Raw genomic sequence first — 18,918 nt, forward strand, 5'->3', positions numbered from 1 at the left:
ATTGATAATCATATGCATCAAGCCTCGCGGAAGCGATAGCCGACGCCATAGAGCGTTTCGATCATCTCGAAGTCGTCGTCAACCACCTTGAACTTCTTGCGAAGGCGCTTGATGTGGCTGTCGATAGTGCGATCATCCACATAGACCTGCTCATCATAGGCTGCATCCATCAAGGCGTCACGGCTTTTCACGACGCCGGGGCGCTGTGCCAGCGAATGCAGGATGAGGAACTCGGTGACCGTCAGCGTGACGGGCTCGCCCTTCCAGGTGCAGGTATGGCGTTCCTGATCCATGACCAGCTGACCGCGTTCCAGCGACTTGGATGGCTGGCCCGCAGGCTTGGCCGTACCGTCGCGCGCAGCGACGCGGCGCAGAACAGCCTTCACGCGCTCCACCAGCAGACGCTGCGAGAACGGCTTGGTGATGAAATCGTCGGCGCCCATCTTGAGACCGAAGAGTTCGTCGATCTCGTCGTCCTTCGAGGTCAGGAAGATGACCGGAAGATCGGACTTCTGGCGCAGGCGGCGCAGAAGCTCCATGCCATCCATACGCGGCATCTTGATATCGAAGATCGCGAGATTTGGCGGACGCGCCATCAGACCATCAAGAGCGGAAGCGCCGTCGGTGTAGGTTTCAACCCGATAGCCTTCCGACTCCAGCGCAATGGAAACGGAGGTCAGAATGTTACGGTCATCGTCGACCAGCGCAATTGTCTGCGTTGCCGAGGCTTCCTTCATGCGGACCCTTCTCCTTCATGTTTTGCCAGGGCATGCATCCCATTGGAGCATTGACCATCTGGCATTCCACCCGGCGCAACCGGCTGGAGGGCGGTTCGAAAATCGAGCGCCTGATTTGCACATCGATACTATTATAGTGATGCAGCTTGTGCAGTACAAATTAGGTACAAAATGTGGCGGCCCTGTAAGAAGCCGCGAAACACGCTTTGGCGAATCATTCTTTGGTTAATACTCGCTCAGATTGTATTCCACAAATAATACACGCGAAAACGCAATAATTAAACGATTTAAAAAAAATTCAAAATTTTTAAACCGATTAAATATTTGAATTGCCGCAATTAATCTGTTTCTGACTCCCCACTCCTCCGAGAACGGAAAAACGGAGGCCAGATTTATTTGTCAAACCAAATGGCGGAGACACCATGAGAGAGACCGGCATTCACAACACGGCCGCTTCCATTGCCACTTCGGGACTGAAGGAACTCTCCGCAGTCTTTTATAACCTCGGGCCTGCTCGGCTCTATGAGGAAACCATCCGCCGTGGCGAAGCCGAGCTGACCGCACAGGGCGCGCTTGTCGCCCGCACCGGCCAGCACACCGGTCGTTCGCCGAAGGACAAGTTCGTGGTCCGCGACGCCAATACCGAAGATCAGGTCTGGTGGGACAACAACAAGCCGATCACGCCGGAAGCCTTCGAGCTTCTCTATGCCGATTTCATTGAGCATGCGAAGGGCAAGGAGCTTTTCGTTCAGGATCTCATCGGCGGCGCAGATGCCGACAACAAGATCAACGCGCGCATCGTGACCGAATATGCCTGGCACTCGCTGTTCATCCGGAACCTGCTGATCCGCCCGGCCCAGGAAGAGCTCGCTTCCTATGTGCCGGAAATGACGATCATCGATCTGCCGTCCTTCAAGGCCGATCCGGAACGTTATGGCGTGCGCACCGAAACGGTGATCGCGGTCGATCTGACCCGCAAGATCGTGCTGATCGGCGGCACGTCCTACGCCGGTGAAATGAAGAAGTCGGTCTTCACCGCGCTCAACTATCTCCTGCCTGCCAAGGGCGTGATGCCGATGCATTGCTCGGCCAATGAAGGCCCGAACGGCGACACCGCCGTCTTCTTCGGCCTGTCCGGCACGGGCAAGACCACGCTTTCCGCTGACCCGACACGCACGCTGATCGGCGATGACGAGCATGGCTGGGGTGAGCACGGCATCTTCAACTTCGAAGGCGGCTGCTATGCCAAGACGATCCGTCTTTCCGCCGAAGCAGAGCCGGAAATCTATGCCACGACGCAGCGTTTCGGCACTGTGCTGGAAAATGTCGTTCTCGACGCCAACCGCCAGCCGGATTTCGACGATGGCTCGCTGACTGAAAACACCCGTTGCGCCTATCCGCTCGATTTCATCCCGAATGCATCGAAGACGGGCAAGGGCGGTCAGCCAAAAAACATCATCATGCTCACCGCCGATGCTTTCGGCGTGATGCCTCCAATCGCCAAGCTGACCCCGGCACAGGCCATGTACCACTTCCTGTCTGGTTACACGGCAAAGGTTGCTGGCACTGAAAAGGGCGTCACCGAACCGGAAGCAACCTTCTCGACCTGCTTCGGTGCGCCGTTCATGCCGCGTCATCCGTCGGAATACGGCAATCTGCTGCGCCAGCTGATCGCCGAACACAAGGTCGATTGCTGGCTGGTCAACACCGGCTGGACCGGCGGCGCCTATGGCACCGGCAAGCGCATGCCGATCAAGGCAACCCGCGCGCTTCTGGCTGCGGCTCTTGACGGCTCGCTGAACAATGCGGAATTCCGCATCGATCCGAATTTCGGTTTCGCCGTTCCGGTTGAAGTGCCGGGTGTGGATACGTCCATTCTCGATCCGCGTTCGACCTGGGCCGACAAGGCTGCCTATGACGCACAGGCCAAGAAGCTGGTCGATATGTTCGTCACGAACTTCGAGAAGTTCGAACGCCACGTCGACCACGAGGTCAAGGACGCAGCACCGGCAATCCGCGTCGCTGCCGAATAAAATCGCTCAGAGATACTGAGGCCAGAATACTGAGGAGGGAGAGAGCCCGGCCAGCGCGCCGGGCTTTCTTTTGCCCTCAATCCGGCTTCCCGCTTTGGCGCGCGCAGCTTTTCTGCGCATACCCTCATCCCAAAACCGCTTCGCACTTTTGGGGGGCATGACTTTTCTGTGCATGCCCTTGTCCCAAAACCCTTCGCATTTTTGGGGGCATGCGTGCGCCGGGTTTTCTTTTGTCCAACAGCAACGAAGCGTGTATGCGTTCTCTTATGGAAGAGAACCGGAACATCATCCGCATCACCAACCGCCTGACAATCCGCGAGGACGATCTGGAGGAAAGCTTCATTCGCGCCTCCGGTCCCGGTGGACAGAACGTCAACAAGGTTTCGACGGCGGTGCAGCTGCGCTTTCATGCGGCGCAATCGGGATTGCCGGAAGATATTCTCACGCGCCTCTTCAAGCTGGCCGGTCAGAAAGGCACCAAGGACGGTGACATTCTCATCGAGGCCAATCGCTTCCGCACGCAGGAGCGCAATCGCGAAGACGCCCGCGAACGGCTGATCGCCCTGATCGCCAAGGCCGCCGAGCCGCCACCGCCGCCGCGCAAGAAGACCAGGCCGACCAAAGGCTCCGTCGAGCGCCGCCTGAAAGCAAAATCAGGCCGCGCGGATATCAAAAAAGGGCGCGGCAAGGTTTCCTTCGACTGAAGCGCTGCCTCCGGACCTGAATTCCAATCCCGAAAAGACCGCAAGAGCAGGGGAAACGCATGACCACGAAACTCCACCACCTCGAAACCAGCCATGGCAAAATTGCGGTGCGCGAAAGCGCGGGCGAGGGCGCGCCCCTGCTGATGATCCATGGCAATTCGAGCGCGAGCGCGATTTTCCAGAACCAGCTCGAAGGCGAGATCGGCAAGAAGTGGCGCGTGATTGCGCCCGATCTGCCCGGCCACGGCCAGTCAGGCGACGCCATCGATCCCGACCGCAGCTATTCCATGGAAGGCTATGCCGATGCCATGACCGAAGTGCTGGAAAAGCTTGGCATTTCCGATGCGGTGGTGTTCGGCTGGTCGCTCGGCGGCCATATCGGCCTTGAGATGATTTCGCGTTATCCCGGCATGCGCGGACTGATGATCACCGGCACGCCGCCGGTCGCCCGCGAGGAAGTGGGGCAGGGCTTCAAAAGCGGCCCCGACATGGCACTGGCCGGGCAGGAAGTGTTTTCCGCACGCGATGTCGAATCCTATGCCCGCAGCACCTGCGGCGAACCGTTTGAACCCTCGCTACTCGATATCGTCGCCCGCACCGATGGTCGCGCACGCCGCATCATGTTTGAGAAATTTGCTGCCGGAACTGGTGGCAATCAGCGCGACATCGCTGCCGAAGCCAAGCTTCCCATCGCCGTGGTCAACGGGCGCGAGGAACCTTTCGTTGAACTCGACTTCGTCTCGAAAGTCCGTTTCGGCAATCTCTGGGAAGGCAAAACCCACGTCATCGATAATGCAGGTCACGCACCTTTTCGTGAAACGCCAGCGGTTTTCGATGCCTATCTGGCGCGTTTCATCGCCGATTGCACCGCATAGAGCTGTTTTCATCACGCTTGATGCATTCTTTCGGCGGCGCTGCGCAGCGCTGCTGAAATTACCGCTACCATCTCCTCATTGACGCCCTAGTTTGAAGACGGGAGTTTCAATGAGGTGATATTATGAGCATGACTGTTGCAGACCTTTTGGCCGAAACCCTCGCTCAAGCCGGAGTCCGGCGCATATGGGGCGTGACCGGCGATAGTCTGAACGGGCTGAACGACAGCCTGCGCCGCCTTGGCAAGATTGACTGGATGCATGTCCGTCACGAAGAGACCGCCGCTTTCGCCGCTGGCGCGGAAGCCGCCGTTACAGGTCAGCTGGCTGTCTGTGCTGGCAGCTGCGGCCCCGGTAACCTTCACCTCATCAACGGTCTTTTCGACTGCCAGCGCAATCGCACGCCCGTTCTGGCCATCGCCGCCCATATCCCGTCGTCGGAAATCGGCCTCGACTATTTTCAGGAAACACATCCGCAGGAACTGTTCCGCGAATGCAGCCATTTCGTCGAGCTTGTCTCCAATCCCGCCCAGATGCCGGAAGTGCTGCACCGCGCCATGCGCGCGGCAGTGGGACAGCAGGGCGTGGCCGTGATCGTCCTGCCGGGTGATGTTGCACTGAAACAGATCGACGACCCAGCAGCGAAAGCCTGGGTCCAAGTCGCGCAGCCGCGGATCATCCCGTCCGATGATGATATCGGGCAGCTTGCCGATCTTCTGAACAGCTCCGAAAAAATCACAATCCTCGCGGGGAGTGGCTGCGCCGGTGCGCATGATGCCGTGGTGGCGCTTGCCGATCGTCTCGCCGCGCCTGTGGTGCATGCGCTACGCGGCAAGGAGCATATCGAGTGGGACAATCCCAACGATGTTGGCATGACCGGCCTGATCGGATTTTCATCCGGCTACCACGCCATGTTGAACTGCGACACGCTCCTGATGCTCGGCACCAGTTTTCCCTATCGGAATTTCTATCCCGAAAAAGCGAAAGTGGTTCAGATCGATCGCGATCCATCCCAGCTTGGCCGTCGCGCGCCGATCACGCTTGGCGTCGTCAGTGACGTAAAGGAAGCTGCCACCGCCCTGTTGCCCAAACTGAAATCGAACCGCAGCGCCACGTTCCTGAGTTCCGCCAAGGCGCATTATGTGAAAGCGCGCAAGGATCTGGACGATCTCGCCCAGCCCTCAAAGGCGGGACAGCCCATTCATCCGCAATATCTCACGCGTCTGATCGATCAGGCTGCGAAGGATGATGCCATTTTCACCGCCGATGTCGGAACGCCCACCGTCTGGGCGGCGCGCTATCTCAAGATGAACGGAAAGCGCCGTCTGCTCGGCTCGTTCAATCACGGCTCCATGGCCAATGCCATGTTGCAAGCACTCGGCGCGCAGGCCGCAGCACCGGACAGGCAGGTCGTCTCTCTGTCCGGGGATGGCGGCTTCACCATGATGATGGGCGATTTTCTATCCCTCACGCAGCTGAAACTGCCGGTGAAAATCATCGTCTATAATAATGGCTCGCTTGGCTTCGTCGCCATGGAAATGAAAGCGGGCGGTTATCTCAGCACAGGCACCGATCTGGACAATCCGAACTTTGCCGCCATGGCGGAAGCCATCGGCATCAAGGGTATCCGGGTGGAAGAATCCGTCGACCTGCCGGGCGCGCTGCAACAGGCTTTCGATCACAAGGGACCGGTTCTGGTCGATGTGGTCACGGCCAAGCAGGAGCTTGTCATGCCGCCGAAGATCAAGGCTGAGCAAGCGAAGGGTTTCAGCCTCTATATGCTGAAAGCCATCATCAACGGGCGCGGCGATGAAATCGTCGAACTCGCCCGCACCAATCTCGGGCGCTGATCTATTTGTTTTCACGCATTATCCGACGCATCGAAGCGGGATCAGAAATCAGTCCAGTGGACTGATTTCCCCGCGTAGGCGCTTCGTACTTTTGCTGGAAATGCTCTAGCAAAGAGGCCGGGTTCCCCCGGCCTCTTTTCATATCTTCCTGAGTGCAACCTCTTCGATCAGATGATCGCTGCCCTTGCGCAGGATCAGGTCCGCGCGCGGTCGGGTCGGCAGGATATTCTCATTGAGATTGCGCAGATTGATATTCTGCCACAGGCCTTCGCCGATGGAGCGCGCCGCATCTTCCGAAAGCTGCGAATAGCGATGGAAGAAGGATTGCGGATCGCGGAAGGCCGTTTCGCGCAAGCGCATGAAACGGTCAATATACCATTTATGGATCAGTTCCGGATCGGCATCGATATAGATCGAGAAGTCGAAGAAATCCGAAACGAAGGGCACCATCTTGCCGTCTTCAGGCAGATCGCGCACCTGAAGGACATTGATGCCCTCGAAAATCAGAATGTCCGGCTTGTCGACGCCCTGATAATCATTCGGCAGCACGTCATAGCTCAGATGCGAGTAAAGCGGCGCGCGCACATGGCTCATGCCCGCCTTGATCGCCGACAAGAAGCGCAAAACAGCGCCGATATCGTAGCTTTCCGGAAAGCCCTTGCGCTCCATCATGTTCTGCTCACGCAGAACCGCATTCGGATAAAGGAAACCGTCCGTCGTCACCAGATCGACCTTCGGGCTGGACGGCCAGCGGGCGAGCAGTTCTTTCAGAATACGCGCTGTCGTGGACTTGCCCACGGCCACCGAACCGGCAACACCGATGATGAAGGGCGTCTTGAAGGATTCCTCCATATTGAGGAATTGCTGGCGCTGGCGAAACAAAAGCTGGCTTGCCTCGACATGCGCATAAAGCAGCCGCGACAGCGACAGATAGATGCGACGGACCTCATCGAGATCGATGGGATCGCCGAGCGAACGCAACCGCTTGACCTCTTCATAGGTCAGGGTGAGGGGGGTATCCGCGCGAAAGCCGGCCCATTCCTCTGCCGAGAAAAAGCGGTAGGGCGAATATCTGGAAGGGGTGAGCTGATCCACTTTTTCCCACATGAACTGTCGTCTCTCTGGCCTTCTATTCAGCGCAATCCTTTATAGGATCACGCCTTCGGGCGAGCGGCCTTTTCTTCAAGGCCGGTCTGGCCCGTGCGGCGGTCGAGTTCCTGGAGAACCTCTTCGAGCGGCACACCGGCAATTTTCCAGACCACCATCAGGTGATAAAGCAGATCGGCGCTTTCGGAAACCACGCCTGCGCGGTCGCCGGAAACGGCGGCAATCACCGTTTCCACGGCTTCTTCGCCCAGTTTCTGCGAGGCCTTGTTCGGGCCTCTGGCAACAAGGCTTGCCGTATAGGACGATCCATCAGTCACGCTGGCGCGTTCGGCCACGATGCGTTCAAGATCTGCGAGCGTAAACTGGCTCATCGGGGTTCCTCCCGTCATCTATATTCTTTGTTCAGCGAACCGGATCGAGCCGCATCGGAATTCCGGCTTCGGCCATATAGCGCTTGGCTTCGCCGATCGAATAGGTGCCGAAGTGGAAGATCGAAGCAGCCAGCACAGCCGTCGCATGGCCGTCGCGGATACCGGCCACCATGTGATCCAGATTGCCCACGCCGCCCGAGGCGATCACCGGCACGCGCACGCTGTCAGCCACAGCACGGGTCAGCGCCACATCGTAACCGGCCTTTGTGCCATCGCGATCCATCGAGGTGAGCAGGATTTCGCCTGCACCCAGATCGACCACCTTTCGGGCGAACTCCACCGCATCGATGCCGGTCGTCTGGCGACCGCCATGGGTGAAGATCTCCCAGCGATCCGCTTCGCCTTCGCCGGAAACCTTCTTGGCGTCGATGGCGACGACGATGCACTGATTGCCGAACTTGTCTGCCGCCTCGGCAACGAATTCCGGATTTTTCACCGCTGCCGTGTTGATCGACACCTTGTCGGCACCGGCCAGAAGCAGTTTGCGGATATCGGCAACCTGACGCACACCGCCACCGACGGTTAGCGGCATGAAGCACTGTTCTGCCGTCCGGGCCACTACATCGAAAATTGTCTCGCGATTGTCCGAGGACGCCGTGATGTCGAGGAAGCACAATTCGTCCGCTCCCGCCGCATCATAGGCGCGGGCAGCTTCCACCGGATCGCCCGCATCAATCAGATCGACAAAGTTGACGCCTTTGACGACGCGGCCATCCTTCACATCGAGACAGGGAATTACGCGTGCTTTGAGTGTCATACTGCGGCCCTCAGCAATGAAAGCGCTTCAGCCGGATCGATGCGACCGTCATAAAGCGCACGGCCCGAAATCGCGCCTTCGAGCTTGCTCGCATCCGGCGCAGCCAGACGCTTGATGTCGTCCATCGAAGCAAGACCGCCCGATGCGATCACCGGAATGGAAACCGCCTCGGCAAGCGCCAGCGTCGATTCCCAGTTGATGCCAGCCAGTACGCCGTCGCGGTCGATATCCGTGTAGATGATGGCGGCAACGCCAGCGCCTTCGAACTTCTTCGCAAGTTCGACTACGCCAAGCTGAGAGGCTTCGGCCCAGCCTTCAACGGCAACCTTGCCGCCCTTGGCGTCGATGCCAACCGCGACCTGTCCCGGAAAAGCCTTGCAGGCTTCGATCACCAGCGCCGGGTCGCGCACGGCGACCGTGCCGAGAATGACACGGCGCAGCCCCTTGGAAAGCCAGCTTTCAATGTGCTGCAGGGTGCGAATGCCACCACCCAGCTGCACCGGGTTTTTGGTGGCCTTCAGGATTGCTTCGACCGCAGCGCCATTGACGCTTTCACCAGCGAAAGCGCCGTTGAGATCAACCACATGCAGCCATTCAAAGCCCTGATCTTCAAAGGCTTTGGCCTGCGCGGCGGGATCGGTGTTGTAGACGGTGGCCTGATCCATGTCGCCGAGCTTCAGGCGCACGCATTGACCGTCTTTCAAATCGATGGCGGGAAAAAGGATCATGTCTTCAAGGCTTCCATTTCAGGAAATTGGCAATGAGCGAAAGGCCGAGCAGCTGGCTCTTTTCCGGGTGGAACTGGGTTCCCACCATATTGTCGCGACCGACAGCGGCAGTAACATCGCCACCATAATCCGTCACGGCCAGAACCTCGTCCGCCTTCTTCGCGTCGAACATATAGGAATGGACAAAATAGGCGTGCAAGCCGTTCTCGCCGGTCTCGATTCCGTGGAAAATCGGATGCGCCTGATGCGATTGTTTCACGTGAATCCGATTCCAGCCAATTTGCGGAATCTTCAGCGTCGGGTCAGACGGCGTCATTTCGCGCACATCGCCCGCAATCCAGCCCAGGCCTTCGGTCACGGTCTTTTCCAATCCGCGCTCGGACATGAGCTGCATGCCGACGCAGATACCGAGAAACGGGTGGGCCTTCTTGATGACAACCTCATCAAGAGCTTCAACCATGCCCGACACGGCATGGAGACCGGCACGGCAATCGGCATAAGCGCCAACGCCCGGCAACACCACGCGGTCGGCAGACGCCACCCGCGCAGCATCCGCCGTCAGTTCGATTTCGGCATTGATGCCGCTTTCGCGGGCGGCACGCTCAAAGGCCTTGGTGGCCGAGCGAAGATTGCCGGAACCATAGTCGATTATCGCAACACGCATTTTCAGTTTTCTCCGCGATGACCCACGAATCCGATCGTGGAGCCAGTAGAGGAATAAGTGGGACGCGGTGACGCCTTGTCCCATCGATTGGCCGTGACCGGATCCAATGCAGGGACAGGCTTTTCCGCGATAGTGGTGTCAGACGCTGTGCGCCCGAAGAAATAACGGATTTCCGCCTCGTCGAGATCGCTGGCGTCGATTGCCGCCCGTTCGATATAGCCCTGACGCTTCAGTTTCGCGATTTTCCAGTTCGGGCCTTCAAAGGCCACGAACAGCGAAACGATCAGTGTCAGCAGGGGAACCGCATCGGCAATGCCGAAGTAACTCCCGACAAAGCCGAGCAGAAACGTGACGCCGAGAACGGCAAAGGCCTCGAACCAGAGGCGCTGCATCGCAAGCCAGACAAAGGGTAGAACCAGCGCCACCACATGGAATCCATCGCGCACGAACACGGAATGTTCAACGCTCGTCCCGCTGCGCTTCTTTTTGGAAGACGCTTCGGTTGGTTCCAGAACGACGAACTGGGCCATGAATTATCCCTTCAGCGACCCCTTGGTGGAGGGGATTGCATCCTTCTGGCGCGGATCGGTTTCCAGCGCCGTGCGCAGAACCCGGGCCACCGCCTTGAAGATCGACTCGGCAATATGGTGGTTATTGGCGCCATAGTGGTTGTTGATATGCAGCGTGATGCCTGCATTCATCGCAAAGGCCTGGAAGAACTCACGCACAAGCTCGGTATCGAAGGTGCCGATCTTGGCTGCCGGGAAATTGACGTTCCACACCAGATAAGCGCGGCCGGACACGTCGACCGCCGCTCCGGTCAGCGTGTCGTCCATGGCGAGATCGAGCGAAGCATAGCGCACGATGCCGCGGCGTTCGCCCAAGGCTTTGGCGATAGCCTGACCAAGTGCAATGCCGGTATCTTCAACCGTGTGGTGATCATCGATATGCAGGTCGCCCTTGGCCATGACGCGCATATCGATGAGCGAATGTCGCGAAAGCTGCTCGAGCATGTGATCGAAGAAGCCGACACCGGTTGTGATGTCGAACTTGCCGACGCCATCCACATCGACAGAAACGGCAATGCTCGTCTCTTTCGTGGAGCGTTCGATACTTGCCTTGCGGGTGCTTTCAGCAGTCATAAGCGATCCTCATTGGGGTACTGGAGGCGTTCTAGAACAGCTTGCCCGCTTTGCCAAATGCTTTTGCCAATCCGGCAAGCCGCAATTCGGCATTTGCAATTCAGTATTTGCAATTCAGGGGGCTGTTCTTAAATATCCACATTGAAACGCGATTCATCCGGCAAGATGACCGGCTGAAGCGGTTCACCCTCAGATGAAGGGGCTTGTGGGATCGCCGTCCGGGATTGCATGAGCCGCCAAAGGAGCATCCATGATCGAACACAATCCCACAACGATTTACGGCACGACCATCGTGACCGTCCGCAAGAACGGCAAGGTCGTGATTGCAGGCGACGGTCAGGTCTCGCTCGGCAATACCGTCATGAAGGGCAATGCGCGCAAGGTTCGCCGCATCGGCAAGGGCAATGTCATTGCCGGTTTCGCCGGCGCAACCGCCGACGCCTTCACCCTTCTGGAGCGCCTCGAAGCCAAGCTGGAGCAATATCCCGACCAGCTCATGCGCGCTTCGGTCGAACTCGCCAAGGACTGGCGTACCGACCGTTATCTGCGCAAGCTCGAAGCCATGATGCTTGTCGCCGACAGCAAGGTGACGTTGGCGCTTACCGGCACTGGCGACGTGCTTGAACCGGAACATGGCGTCATGGCCATCGGTTCGGGTGGCAATTATGCGCTGGCTGCGGCCCGTGCGCTGATCGACACCGACAAGTCGGCAGAAGAGATCGCCCGCAAGGCGATGGAGATCGCAGCCGATATCTGCATCTACACCAACCACAACATCCTCGTGGAAAGCCTGGACGCAGAATGAGCTCGCTTGCGCAGGTCACCAAACCGAGTGGACAACGCTGGGGCCTGGGCGTCCTGATCGTGATTGCCATCATCGCGGTGCAAGCCATCTGGCTGCACCTCGACGGGCGGATCGCCATGTGTGAATGCGGCACCATAAAATTATGGTCGGGTTCTCTGAAATCGGAGAACTCGCAGCATATAGCCGACTGGTACACGCTGTCGCATATCATCCATGGCTTTCTGTTCTACTGGCTGTTCACGGTCATCGCGCCCAAAGCCCCGCTCGGCTTGAGACTTGCGGCTGCGGTCGGCATCGAAGCGGTCTGGGAGCTGGTCGAAAACTCGAACTTCATCATTGAACGCTATCGCGCCAATACGTCCTCGGTGGACTATTTCGGCGACAGCATCGTGAATTCGGTTTCCGATACGCTCGCCGCCGCGCTCGGCTTTCTGATCGCAGCAAAGCTGCCAACCAAAATCACCGTCGCCATCGCGCTCTTTTTTGAAATTCTGGCGCTGATCGTCATTCGCGACAATCTTACGCTCAACGTGATCATGCTGCTGCATCCGTTCGAGTTCATCAAGCAGTGGCAAAGTGGGTTGTAAAATGAGTAACTTCTCTCCCCGTGAAATCGTTTCGGAACTTGACCGGTTCATCATCGGCCAGAACGACGCCAAGCGCGCCGTGGCTATCGCCTTGCGCAACCGCTGGCGCCGCCAGCAGCTCGAAGGGCAGATGCGCGAAGAGGTCATGCCGAAGAACATCCTGATGATCGGACCGACCGGCGTCGGCAAGACGGAAATCTCGCGCCGCCTCGCCAAGCTTGCGGGCGCGCCTTTCGTCAAGGTCGAAGCCACCAAGTTCACCGAAGTGGGCTATGTCGGCCGCGACGTGGAACAGATCATCCGTGACCTCGTTGAAGTCGCCATTGCGCTCGTGCGTGAAAAGCGCCGTGACGACGTGAAGGCCAAGGCGCATCTCAATGCCGAGGAACGCGTTCTCGAAGCTTTGGTCGGCAAGACGGCGAGCCCCGCTACCCGCGACAGTTTCCGCAAGAAGCTGCGCAACGGCGAGCTGGACGACAAGGAAATCGAGGTCGAGGTCGCCGATACCGGATCGAACTCGAATTTCGAGATCCCCGGCATGCCGGGCGCGAACATCGGCGTGCTCAACCTGTCGGACATGCTGGGCAAGGCCATGGGCGGGCGCACCAAGACGCGCAAGACCACGGTGAAGGATTCCTATGCAATCCTCGTCAATGATGAATCCGACAAGCTGCTCGATCAGGACCAGATTGTGCAGGAAGCGCTGCGCGTCACCGAAGACGAAGGCATCGTGTTCATCGATGAGATCGACAAGATCGCCTCTCGCGAAGGCGGCGGCGGTGCTGGCGTTTCACGCGAAGGCGTGCAGCGCGATCTGCTGCCGCTCGTCGAAGGCACCACGGTTGCGACCAAATACGGACCGGTGAAGACGGATCATATCCTGTTCATCACCTCCGGCGCATTCCATGTGTCGAAGCCGTCCGATCTTCTGCCGGAATTGCAGGGCCGTCTGCCGATCCGCGTCGAGCTTTCCGCTCTGACGCGCGAAGACTTCCGCCGTATCCTCACGGAAACTGAGGCAAGCCTGATCAAGCAGTATATTTCCCTGATGCAGACGGAAGAGGTGACGCTTTCCTTCACCGACGACGCCATTGACGCTCTTGCCGATATTGCAGTCGATCTGAATGCGACCGTCGAAAACATCGGCGCTCGTCGCTTGCAGACGGTGATGGAAAAGGTGCTGGACGAGATTTCGTTCACTGCCCCGGATAAAACCGGCGCGACCTTCACCGTCGACGCGAACTATGTGAAGGAAAAGGTGGGTGCTCTGTCCAAGAACACCGACTTGTCGCGCTTCATCCTGTAAACCGTGACAACTGACACTACAGTTGCAAATTCGTCAGGCCGTGGCGAAATGAGTGATTTTCGAGCACCGGCGCGCAGGAAATTGCTCGTTGCAGACCGGCATGGCGAAGAATGCAACTGGAGTGCTAAGTGACCCGAAAGCCACGGCCGCTGTCGCTTTCATGCCTCGATAAAGAAACCCCTCGACTTGCGTCGGGGGGTTTTCTATTTTGCCCACAATTTCACGATCCATTTACCATATCAGGGCCGCTTCCGCACAATGATGAGCAACAGTACACTGAACCGCATTGCTGGCTTTTGTTTCCGCGCCATTTCCAATGCAAAACCGGTTTCCACTGTTGCTGGTGTTACCCTGGCCTTCATGCTCGCGAGCCAGAGCGCCTATGCTGTGACAGTCGTGCCGCCCGGCAACCGCAATGCGGAACAGCCGCCTATTCCCGGCGCTTCCGCCAAGCGCACGCGGGAACTGAGCACCACCTATGAGAAGAAGTACCAGAAGATCTATAATCTTCTGAAGAAGGACGCCTCGCTGCGCTCGAAGATTCGTTCGACCGCCGCCGCCTATGGCATCGACCCCATTCATATTGTCGGCGCGATTGTCGGTGAGCATACCTATAATGTCGACGTCTATGACCGGCTTCAGACCTATTATGTGAAAGCCATGTCCTATGTAAATCAGGGCGTGAGCTTCGGCTATAATGGTGAAAGCATCGGGCAGTTCATCAAGCGCCCCGAATTCGCCGACTGCCTGAAATTCAAGGACAGCTATTCGCTGTGGTCATGCCGTGAAACGGTCTGGAACAAGACGTTTCGGGGCAAGTCGGTGGGCGGCAATTCCTATCCGAACAACCGCTTCAGTGCCGTTTTCTTCCAGCCTTTCTATGGCGGGCAGACATTTGGACTCGGCCAGATCAATCCGCTGACCGCATTGCAAATGACCGACATGGTGAACCGCGTTTCCGGTCTGCCGAAGCTTGATGCGGAAGACGGCAGCGCCGTCTACAAGACCATCATGGACCCGGATCTGACGCTGCCTTACATCGCAGCGACGCTGAAACAGTCGATCAACTCCTATCGCCAGATTGCCGGTTTCGACATTTCCAAAAATCCGGGCCTGACCGCCACACTCTATAATACTGGCGGTGCCGATGCCCGCGCCCGTGCGCTCGCAAACGAGAATGCAGGGCGTTCCGACCCGCAAATGCCGCAGGAAAATTACTACGGCTGGCTGGTCAACTCCAAGATGGACGAGTTGAAGGCCCTGTTCTGATCAGGAAAGCATTTCCAGCAAAAGTGCGCAGCGCCTATGCGGGGAAAACAGTCCAGAGGACTGTTTTCTGATCCCGCTTCGATGCGCAAGAACAAATTCAGCTTTTCGGAATGATCCCGCGACGGCGCTTGCGCGCCGTCTCGATATCATCGCTGAGGCGCTTGATCGTTTCCTTGTCGATGATGCGGATATTGCGCGCCAGAAGATTGGCAAGCTCCGTTGCCTGCGGCGACAGGCCTGATGTGTCGATCACCACACGCGGATGCGAAACAGCCGCAAGGCTTTGCAGCTCTTCCGCCTCATCCCAGATGATATTGAAATAGGTGATGACGCGCTGAAGCAGATCCCAGGTTGGCTGTCCGCGCCGGCCATGTTCGAGAGCCGACAGATAAGCAGGCGAAACGCGCAGTGCCGCCGCCATATCTTTCTGCGTCACGCCGCGCTCTTCACGCAGTTCCCGCAATCGCTTACCGAACGGGGTCATCGCTGCTGCCTGCCTCCGCCCAAGCCCCCGCCGAGCAAGTTCTGCTGGGTCTGGCGGCGCAGCCGGACATAAAGCGCGCCGTGACCGCCATGATGGCGCGCGGCATCTTCAAAAGCGCTGACCAGAAGCCGGAACAGCGGTGTGGAAAACCAGTGCGGCACCGCCTGGCGCAAGATGCCTTCGCTGCCGAAAGAGCGCCCCTTACCGGTGATCACCATCACATGCCGCAAACCGCGTGCATGGGCGCTCACCAGAAAACTATAGAGTAGGCCATGCGCTTCATTCTGCGTGAGACCGTGAAGATCGATCCGCGCTTCAATATCGACCCTGCCTTTGGCAATCTTGCGATGAGTCGGCTTATCCAGCGACTTGATCTGCATTTCGCTGAGCGACGACAGGCCCTTCTTCGGCTTGGCGCCTTCATCACTGGAAGCCTGTGGCACTTTCAAAGCGGGACGCTTTTCTTCTTCCGCCATCAGTGTCTTGAAGTCAGGCAGCTCTTCCGCGACAGGCTTCTGTCGCGTTAAGGGCTTTGCGGTCTTGGCGACCGTTTCCCAGAGAATGCGGTCTTCCGGCCGCAGATAATCCTTGCCAGTTTTATCTGTGTCGCGCGCCATGGTCACGCCCCCACCAGATGACGCGGCACAAGCGCGTAGAAATCCGCAGCGCTTTTGATACCACCGGCAATCTCGCCAGCCGCATCGCCGGACCCGGCAAACAGATCGCCGCGTGCTGGGCCGACAATGGCCGTGCCGGTATCCTGTGCAATCATCAGCCGCGCGAAAGGCGCGCCATCGAAAACAGTCACCGTCGGCGCATCGACATAAAACGGCGTGCCGAATGTATGCAGCAGCCGGTCAACGGCCAGCGACCGGCCCGCCGTCAGCGGAACCTTGGCAGCGGCAATCGGACCCGCATCAACATCATCCACCGGCGCTTCCCGAAAGAAGATATAGGACCGGTTCTGCCAGATCAGCGCATCCGCCTTGTCGGGATGATCCTTCAGCCAGCGCCGGATTGTCCGCATGGAAATATCCGCCGCCGGAATTTCTCCATTCGCGACGAGAATACGTCCAATGCCCGTGAAGGGATGGCCCGCCTTGGCGGTATAGGTAATGCGCATCATGCCGCCATCGGTGAGTTTCAGTCTGGCTGCACCCTGAACATGAGCAAAAAACGCATCCACACGGTCGGCAACGAAGGCAATCTCCAGCCCGCGCCCGGAAAGGCTGCCCCGTTCGATCTGGCGGCGGTCGTCATATTCGACAAGCCCGGCTTCCGTCTGACGGGCAAACGCATAGGACGGATCAAAACCGGCGGGGCGGTTCTCATCGGTCACTTTGACGAGATCGTCCGGCTTTCTGAGAAACGGCACGGTAAATCTGTCATCCGCGATAAGGGATGCTTCGATCTCCGGCTCGTAAAAGCCGGTCACAAAGCCCTGTTCCTGTTCCGGAACGATGCGGCACGGAACGAAGTGCTGTTCGAAAAAGGCGCGGGCGGTAATCGTATCGGGATTATCGAGATGCCGTGCCGCGGCAAAGGCCGCTTGCAAAGCCTCGAAGCTGATGCCAAGGCTGCCGCTATGATAGGTCTGTTGCGCCGCATAATCGGCGGAACGGCGAAAAGCAGCAAATGCGGGAGCCTGATCGTCCCGGTCCCAGCCGGGGCAATCGGAAAAACCCACCGGGCGGAAAATCCTCGCCAAGTCGCTCACAGCCGCATCCGTCTAGAGCATTTCCAGCAAAAGTGTGAAACGGTTTTGCGAAGGAAATGCGGTGAAAACAAATTGATAGAGCCGTTCCGACGTTTCCGCATTTAAAAAGGGAACCGCTCTATCAAGTACAAACAAAAAGGCCGCTGAAATCAGCGGCCCGATTCTTAAGCCTTCTCTTAATCTTCCGCTTCGGTTGCGACAAGCTTCCAATTGGGATCACGCGAGCGCGTATCGCGGGCGAAAGTCCACAAATCCTTGATCTCGACCACGTTTTCGAGGTCGCCATCAATCAGCTTGCCTTCCTTGTCGAGCGTTGCCGAAATCATCTGGCTGACGATATTCAGCGTCACATGCGCTTCCGAACCCTTCATTTCGGCAGCTGCAATCTCCGCCTTCTCGATACCCACGAAGGAAGAGCGCACGCTTTCGCCGCGCTGCTCGCGTTCCTCGATGGCCGAAACGAAGCCCTCATAGACTTCCTTGGACAGAAGATTCTTCAAAACTTTGCGATCGCCATCGGCAAAGGACATCACAATCATTTCATAGGCGATCTTCACACCATCGACGAAACGGGCCGGTTCGAAGGTCGGATCAGCAGCATAGATCGCCCGTAGACCATCATTGATCGGTGTTCCGGTCGCAGCAATCTTGTCGATTGCCGTGAAGTCTTTTTCACCGGCGCGGCGTGGTAGAGCCACGACATTGTCGCTATCCGGCCCGGCTGGCGCGGCACTGTCGGCGCTTTTGGCCGATGTATAGGGATCGAAGGGCGGCTTTTCATTTCCAGTACGGCGGCCAAGAACATTCCTCAGCTGGAGAAAAATGATCACCGCTGCGATGAAGAAGAAGATCGTGCCGAAGTCGAAAAATTCCATGCCGCCTGCCGTTGATTGAAGGAGAGGGCGTCAAATCCCTTCCAATCGTGAATTTCTGTTTCATACATATAGATCGGCAGGCGCAATCATTCAAATCCCGATCACGCGTACCTATTTGATATTTCATGATAGACAGTTTCAATTTCGTTCCGAACCTGAAAAAGCTACATTTGTCACTATGTTCGGAACATCAACCAAACAACAAAAGGTCCTGACTCACGTGTCGTCTTCTTTCGCCCCTCTCGTCATGCTGGCAATGCCATTCATCGAGATCGCCGGTTTTGTGATCGTCGGCAGCCATATCGGCGTCTTCGCGACACTGGGTCTGGTGATCCTGAGCGCCATGCTGGGCTTTTTCCTGCTGCGCGTGCAGGGCATCGGCCTTCTTCAGCGTATCCGCACGGAAACGGCCGCAGGCCGCGTTCCGGATCGTGAAATGGTGCATGGCGCCATGCTGGTTCTGGCTGCGATCATGCTGATCGTGCCCGGCTTTGTAACCAGCACCGTCGGCATTTTGCTCTTCATCCCGTTCATTCGCGACATTGTCTGGGAAAAATTCGTGCGCGGCCGCATGGTTGTGGCCACATCGGCGCGTTATTCGGAAGGCTATAGCCAGTATCAGCATTCCAGTCCGAACCGGCGCGAAGATCGTGTCATCGATCTCGACCCGGAAGACTATACGACCAAGCCGAATGACAATTCGCCATGGAAAGGCGAGCGCAAAGACGGCTAACAGCAGCAATAGCTAACGTTGAAAGCCTTTCTTGCCTCATGCTCGCTCGCATGCTAGCCAAGCACACCAGCCTTTTGGGGCAACGAGTTTAATTACCGAAAAGAAGGCATACCGATA

The 18,918-nt window shown here is 57.7% G+C and carries 21 protein-coding genes; 9 read left to right on the forward strand and 12 right to left on the reverse strand.

Features of this window, described 5'->3' with window-relative positions; all coding sequences use genetic code 11:
* Positions 1-17: 17 nt before the first annotated feature.
* The gene (locus tag FHW00_RS01565; RefSeq protein WP_078337648.1) at positions 18-737 is read right to left on the reverse strand and encodes a response regulator transcription factor; all 720 of its coding nucleotides are present in this window, start codon (positions 735-737) and stop codon (positions 18-20) included.
* A 422-nt stretch (positions 738-1,159) separates the two neighbouring features.
* Here FHW00_RS01565 and FHW00_RS01570 point away from each other — a divergent pair, with 422 nt between their 5' ends.
* The 4 genes from FHW00_RS01570 to poxB all read left to right on the forward strand — a co-directional run bounded on the left by FHW00_RS01570 (position 1,160) and on the right by poxB (position 6,196).
* Positions 1,160-2,770, forward strand: coding sequence for a phosphoenolpyruvate carboxykinase (locus FHW00_RS01570; RefSeq protein ID WP_078337647.1), 1,611 nt, complete (start codon positions 1,160-1,162; stop codon positions 2,768-2,770).
* A 254-nt stretch (positions 2,771-3,024) separates the two neighbouring features.
* Entirely contained in the window at positions 3,025-3,474 is a 450-nt protein-coding gene (gene arfB, locus FHW00_RS01575) for an alternative ribosome rescue aminoacyl-tRNA hydrolase ArfB (RefSeq protein ID WP_171058694.1), read from the forward strand.
* A gap of 59 nt (positions 3,475-3,533) precedes the next feature.
* Complete coding sequence (locus FHW00_RS01580; protein ID WP_078337646.1) at positions 3,534-4,349, forward strand: alpha/beta fold hydrolase; 816 nt, start codon at positions 3,534-3,536, stop codon at positions 4,347-4,349.
* Between the two features lie 122 nt (positions 4,350-4,471).
* A complete protein-coding gene (gene poxB, locus FHW00_RS01585; RefSeq protein ID WP_078337645.1) occupies positions 4,472-6,196 on the forward strand; it encodes a ubiquinone-dependent pyruvate dehydrogenase in 1,725 nt (574 codons plus the stop codon).
* 138 nt (positions 6,197-6,334) lie between these two features.
* Here poxB and coaA read toward each other — a convergent pair whose 3' ends face one another.
* Genes coaA through hisB form a run of 7 tightly spaced genes read right to left on the reverse strand, consistent with a single transcriptional unit; the run spans position 6,335 to position 11,025 of the window.
* The gene (coaA, locus tag FHW00_RS01590) at positions 6,335-7,303 is read right to left on the reverse strand and encodes a type I pantothenate kinase (RefSeq protein ID WP_078337644.1); all 969 of its coding nucleotides are present in this window, start codon (positions 7,301-7,303) and stop codon (positions 6,335-6,337) included.
* A 47-nt stretch (positions 7,304-7,350) separates the two neighbouring features.
* The gene (locus FHW00_RS01595; protein WP_078337643.1) at positions 7,351-7,674 is read right to left on the reverse strand and encodes a phosphoribosyl-ATP diphosphatase; all 324 of its coding nucleotides are present in this window, start codon (positions 7,672-7,674) and stop codon (positions 7,351-7,353) included.
* Positions 7,675-7,705: 31 nt separating this feature from the next.
* On the reverse strand, positions 7,706-8,491 hold the full coding sequence (hisF, locus tag FHW00_RS01600; RefSeq protein WP_078337642.1) for an imidazole glycerol phosphate synthase subunit HisF: 786 nt from the start codon (positions 8,489-8,491) through the stop codon (positions 7,706-7,708).
* Positions 8,488-9,219: a 1-(5-phosphoribosyl)-5-[(5-phosphoribosylamino)methylideneamino]imidazole-4-carboxamide isomerase gene (gene hisA / locus FHW00_RS01605; protein ID WP_078337641.1), complete on the reverse strand. Its 732-nt coding sequence runs from the start codon at positions 9,217-9,219 to the stop codon at positions 8,488-8,490. The genes hisF and hisA overlap by 4 nt, the downstream gene beginning before the upstream one ends.
* A 4-nt stretch (positions 9,220-9,223) precedes the next feature.
* Positions 9,224-9,883, reverse strand: coding sequence for an imidazole glycerol phosphate synthase subunit HisH (gene hisH / locus FHW00_RS01610; protein ID WP_078337640.1), 660 nt, complete (start codon positions 9,881-9,883; stop codon positions 9,224-9,226).
* A gap of 2 nt (positions 9,884-9,885) precedes the next feature.
* Positions 9,886-10,413, reverse strand: a complete 528-nt coding sequence (locus FHW00_RS01615) for a DUF2628 domain-containing protein (protein ID WP_078337639.1) — start codon at positions 10,411-10,413, stop codon at positions 9,886-9,888.
* 3 nt (positions 10,414-10,416) lie between these two features.
* Positions 10,417-11,025: an imidazoleglycerol-phosphate dehydratase HisB gene (gene hisB / locus FHW00_RS01620; protein WP_078337638.1), complete on the reverse strand. Its 609-nt coding sequence runs from the start codon at positions 11,023-11,025 to the stop codon at positions 10,417-10,419.
* A gap of 250 nt (positions 11,026-11,275) precedes the next feature.
* Between hisB and hslV the strand changes: the two genes are divergently transcribed.
* The 4 genes from hslV (at position 11,276) to FHW00_RS01640 (ending at position 14,992) form a co-directional block, all read left to right on the forward strand.
* Complete coding sequence (gene hslV, locus FHW00_RS01625) at positions 11,276-11,830, forward strand: ATP-dependent protease subunit HslV (RefSeq protein WP_078337637.1); 555 nt, start codon at positions 11,276-11,278, stop codon at positions 11,828-11,830.
* Positions 11,827-12,417 (forward strand): DUF2585 domain-containing protein, encoded by a 591-nt coding sequence (locus FHW00_RS01630; RefSeq protein WP_078337636.1) that lies wholly within the window; start codon positions 11,827-11,829, stop codon positions 12,415-12,417. Before hslV ends, FHW00_RS01630 begins: the two co-directional genes overlap by 4 nt.
* Position 12,418: 1 nt before the next feature.
* Positions 12,419-13,723 (forward strand): ATP-dependent protease ATPase subunit HslU, encoded by a 1,305-nt coding sequence (gene hslU / locus FHW00_RS01635; RefSeq protein WP_078337635.1) that lies wholly within the window; start codon positions 12,419-12,421, stop codon positions 13,721-13,723.
* A gap of 261 nt (positions 13,724-13,984) precedes the next feature.
* Complete coding sequence (locus tag FHW00_RS01640) at positions 13,985-14,992, forward strand: DUF1402 family protein (RefSeq protein ID WP_078337817.1); 1,008 nt, start codon at positions 13,985-13,987, stop codon at positions 14,990-14,992.
* 97 nt (positions 14,993-15,089) lie between these two features.
* Here FHW00_RS01640 and FHW00_RS01645 read toward each other — a convergent pair whose 3' ends face one another.
* The 4 genes from FHW00_RS01645 to FHW00_RS01660 form a co-directional block, all read right to left on the reverse strand.
* Positions 15,090-15,476: a helix-turn-helix domain-containing protein gene (locus tag FHW00_RS01645; protein ID WP_078337633.1), complete on the reverse strand. Its 387-nt coding sequence runs from the start codon at positions 15,474-15,476 to the stop codon at positions 15,090-15,092.
* Positions 15,473-16,093: a Smr/MutS family protein gene (locus FHW00_RS01650; RefSeq protein WP_078337632.1), complete on the reverse strand. Its 621-nt coding sequence runs from the start codon at positions 16,091-16,093 to the stop codon at positions 15,473-15,475. The genes FHW00_RS01645 and FHW00_RS01650 overlap by 4 nt, the downstream gene beginning before the upstream one ends.
* A 2-nt stretch (positions 16,094-16,095) precedes the next feature.
* Positions 16,096-17,193 carry a murein transglycosylase A gene (gene mltA, locus FHW00_RS01655; protein ID WP_078337631.1) on the reverse strand — a complete coding sequence of 366 codons (1,098 nt, stop codon included), beginning with the start codon at positions 17,191-17,193 and terminating at the stop codon, positions 16,096-16,098.
* Between the two features lie 176 nt (positions 17,194-17,369).
* Positions 17,370-18,068, reverse strand: a complete 699-nt coding sequence (locus tag FHW00_RS01660) for a Tim44/TimA family putative adaptor protein (RefSeq protein ID WP_078337630.1) — start codon at positions 18,066-18,068, stop codon at positions 17,370-17,372.
* 220 nt (positions 18,069-18,288) lie between these two features.
* Here FHW00_RS01660 and FHW00_RS01665 point away from each other — a divergent pair, with 220 nt between their 5' ends.
* Positions 18,289-18,801 (forward strand): FxsA family protein, encoded by a 513-nt coding sequence (locus tag FHW00_RS01665; protein WP_078337816.1) that lies wholly within the window; start codon positions 18,289-18,291, stop codon positions 18,799-18,801.
* Positions 18,802-18,918: the final 117 nt, after the last annotated feature.

Origin of the sequence: Ochrobactrum sp. P6BSIII, from assembly GCF_014138065.1 — a bacterium.
Taxonomy (GTDB): domain Bacteria; phylum Pseudomonadota; class Alphaproteobacteria; order Rhizobiales; family Rhizobiaceae; genus Brucella.